1 protein-coding gene is annotated in these 3327 nt (G+C 66.1%); it reads left to right on the forward strand.

Features of this window, described 5'->3' with window-relative positions:
• Nucleotides 1-150: 150 nt before the first annotated feature.
• Complete coding sequence (locus AB4Y84_RS16950; RefSeq protein ID WP_442244476.1) at nucleotides 151-3273, forward strand: efflux RND transporter permease subunit; 3123 nt, start codon at nucleotides 151-153, stop codon at nucleotides 3271-3273.
• Nucleotides 3274-3327 lie beyond the last annotated feature (54 nt).

Consider the following 3327-nt stretch of genomic DNA (forward strand, 5'->3'; position numbering starts at 1 on the left):
TAACCCTGTACACCACGCCGGTGATCTACCTGTACATGGAACGCTTCTCGGAATGGCTTGCCCGTCGCCGTGAGCAGCGTGCGCTGCGCGATGGCACGGTGCAGGAGCCGCAGGCATGACCCTGGCCCCGCACCTTCGGGGGGCTGCACGATGAACCTGTCCGGCCCCTTCATCCGCCGCCCGATCGGCACCGCCCTGCTGGCCATCGGCTTGTTCATGGTCGGCGTGATCTGTTACCTGCGGCTCGGCGTGTCGGCACTGCCGAACATCGAGATCCCGGTGATCTTCGTGCATGCCAGCCAGTCCGGTGCGGATGCGGCGACCATGGCCTCCACGGTGACCGCGCCGCTGGAGCGTCATCTCGGCCAGCTGCCTGGCATCGACCGCATGCGTTCGTCGAGCTCGGAAGGCAGCTCGCTGGTCTTCATGATCTTCCAGAGCGACCGCGACATCGATTCGGCCGCGCTGGACGTACAGACCGCGATCAATTCGGCGCAGGCCGACCTGCCCTCGGGCATGGGCTCGCCGATGTACCAGAAGGCGAACCCGAACGACGACCCGGTGATCGCCATCGCGCTGACCTCGCAGACGCAGTCCGCCGATGAGCTGTACAACGTCGCCGATTCGCTGCTGGCCCAGCGCATCCGCCAGATCGGCGGCGTCGCCTCGGTGGATATCGCCGGTGCCTCGACGCCGGCGGTGCGTGTGGACGTCAACCTGCGCCTGATGAACGCGCTGGGACTGACCGCCGACGACCTGCGCAATGCCGTGCGCGCGGCCAACGTGACCTCGCCCACCGGCTTCCTCAGCGATGGCAACACCACCACGGCGATCATCGCCAACGATTCGGTCGCACGCGCCGCCGACTTCGCCGATCTGGTGGTCAAGACCCAGGGCGATGGCCGGGTGATCCGCCTGAAGGACATCGCCAACGTCTACGACGGCCAGCAGGATGCCTACCAGGCCGCGTGGTTCGACCACAAACCGGCCGTGGTGATGTATGTGTTCACCCGTGCCGGCGCCAACATCGTCGAGACCGTGGACCGGGTGAAAGCGCAGATTCCCGCGTTGCGCGACTACCTGCAGCCGGGCACCACGATGACGCCCTACTTCGACCGCACCCCGACCATCCGGTCGTCGCTGCATGAAGTACAGATCACCCTGCTGATCAGCCTGGCGATGGTGGTGCTGACGATGGCGCTGTTCCTGCGCCGGTTGGCGCCGACGCTGATCGCGGCGGTCACCGTGCCGCTGTCGCTGGCCGGTGCCGCGCTGGTGATGTACGTGATGGGCTTCACCCTGAACAACCTGAGCCTGCTGGCGCTGGTGATCGCGATCGGCTTCGTGGTCGACGATGCGATCGTGGTGATCGAAAACATCATGCGCCACCTCGACGAGGGCATGCCGCGGATGCAGGCGGCCTTCGCCGGTGCGCGCGAAATCGGCTTCACCATCGTCTCGATCACCGCTTCGCTGGTGGCGGTGTTCATCCCGCTGCTGTTCGCCAGCGGCATGATGGGCGCGTTCTTCCGCGAATTCACCGTGACCCTGGTGGCGGCGATCGTGGTGTCGATGATCGTTTCGCTGACGCTGACCCCGGCGCTGTGCAGCCGCTTCCTCAGCGCGCACGACCACACGGCGGCACCGTCGCGCTTCGGCCGCTGGCTCGATGCCGGTCACGAAAGGATGCTGCGCATCTACACCGTGTTCCTTGATTTTTCGCTGCGTCATGCGCTGCTGCTTTCATTGACACCGTTGATCCTGATCGGCGTCACCATCTTCCTGTTCGGTGCGGTGAAGAAGGGTGCGTTCCCGCCGCAGGACACCGGCCTGATCTGGGGCCGCGCCAATTCCAGTGCGACGGTGTCCTTCGAGGACATGGTCAGCCGCCAGCGCCGCATCACCGACATGCTGATGGCCGACCCGGCAGTGAAGACCGTGGGCGTACGCCTGGGCAGCGGACGCCAGGGCTCCAGCGCACAGTTCAACGTCGAACTGAAGTCGCGCAAGGAAGGGCGCCGCGAAACCACTGCACACGCACTGGCACGGCTGAGTGCGAAGGCCGACCGCTACCCGGACCTGCAGCTGCGCCTGCGCGCGATCCAGGACCTGCCCAGCAACGATGGCGGTGGCAACAGCCAGGGCGCACAGTACCGCGTCTCGCTGCAGGGCAACGACCTGGCCGCACTGCAGGAATGGCTGCCCAAGCTGCAGGCGGCATTGAAGAAGAACCCGAACCTGCGTGATGTCGGCACCGACGTCGACAACGCCGGCCTGCGCCAGAACATCGAGATCGACCGGGCCAAGGCCGCGCGCCTGGGCATCTCGGTCGGCGCCATCGACGGTGCGCTGTACGGCGCCTTCGGCCAGCGCCAGATCTCCACCATCTACTCGGACATCAACCAGTACAGCGTGGTGGTCAATGCGCTGCCGTCGCAGACCGCTACGCCTTCGGCGTTGGACGAAGTGCATGTGCGTGCACGCAACGGCGAAATGGTGCCGATCACGGCGGTGGCCCGACAGGCGCCGGGCCTGGCGCCCTCGCAGATCACCCATGAAAACCAGTACACGACGATGGACCTGAGCTACAACCTCGCCCCCGGCGTCAGCATGGGCGAGGCCAAGGCCATCATCGACAGCACCGTGGCCGGCATGCGCATGCCCGGCGACATCCGCCTGGCCGACGATGCGGGCTTCGGCTTCAATTCCGACCCCAGCGACATGCTGATCCTGGTACTGGCAGCCATCCTCACCGTCTATCTGGTGCTGGGCATCCTGTACGAAAGCCTGATCCACCCGGTGACGATCCTGTCCACCCTGCCGGCCGCCGGCGTCGGTGCGTTGCTGGCGTTGTTCGGCACCAACACCGAACTGTCGGTGATCTCGATGATCGCGCTGGTGCTGCTGATCGGCATCGTCAAGAAGAACGCGATCATGATGATCGACTTCGCCCTGGTGGCGCAGCGCGAACATGGGCTGACTCCGCGCGAGGCCGCACGTGAAGCCAGCATCGTGCGTTTCCGGCCGATCATGATGACCACGATGGTGGCGATCCTGGCGGCGGTGCCGCTGGCGATCGGCCTGGGCGAAGGTTCGGAGCTGCGTCGCCCGCTGGGCATCGCGATGATCGGCGGCCTGCTGTTCTCGCAGAGCCTGACCCTGCTCAGCACGCCGGCGCTGTACGTGATCTTCTCGTGCCTGGCCGAGCGCTGGAAGGCGCGGCGCGCGCGCAGGCGCGAAGCGAAGCTGCTGAGGCGCGCACAGCGTGCGTAGCAAGGCCCATCCACGCATGGCGTGGATCTACTGCAACACCTGCCCTGGTGGGTG

The sequence above is a fragment of the Stenotrophomonas sp. 2YAF22 genome (assembly GCF_052114665.1).
GTDB classification, from domain to species: Bacteria; Pseudomonadota; Gammaproteobacteria; order Xanthomonadales; family Xanthomonadaceae; genus Stenotrophomonas; species Stenotrophomonas indicatrix.

Excerpts from the sequence above, each read along its gene's own strand:
- AB4Y84_RS16950 (WP_442244476.1), top strand. The coding sequence starts at position 151 with ATGAACCTGTCCGGCCCCTTCATCCGCCGCCCGATCGGCACCGCCCTG.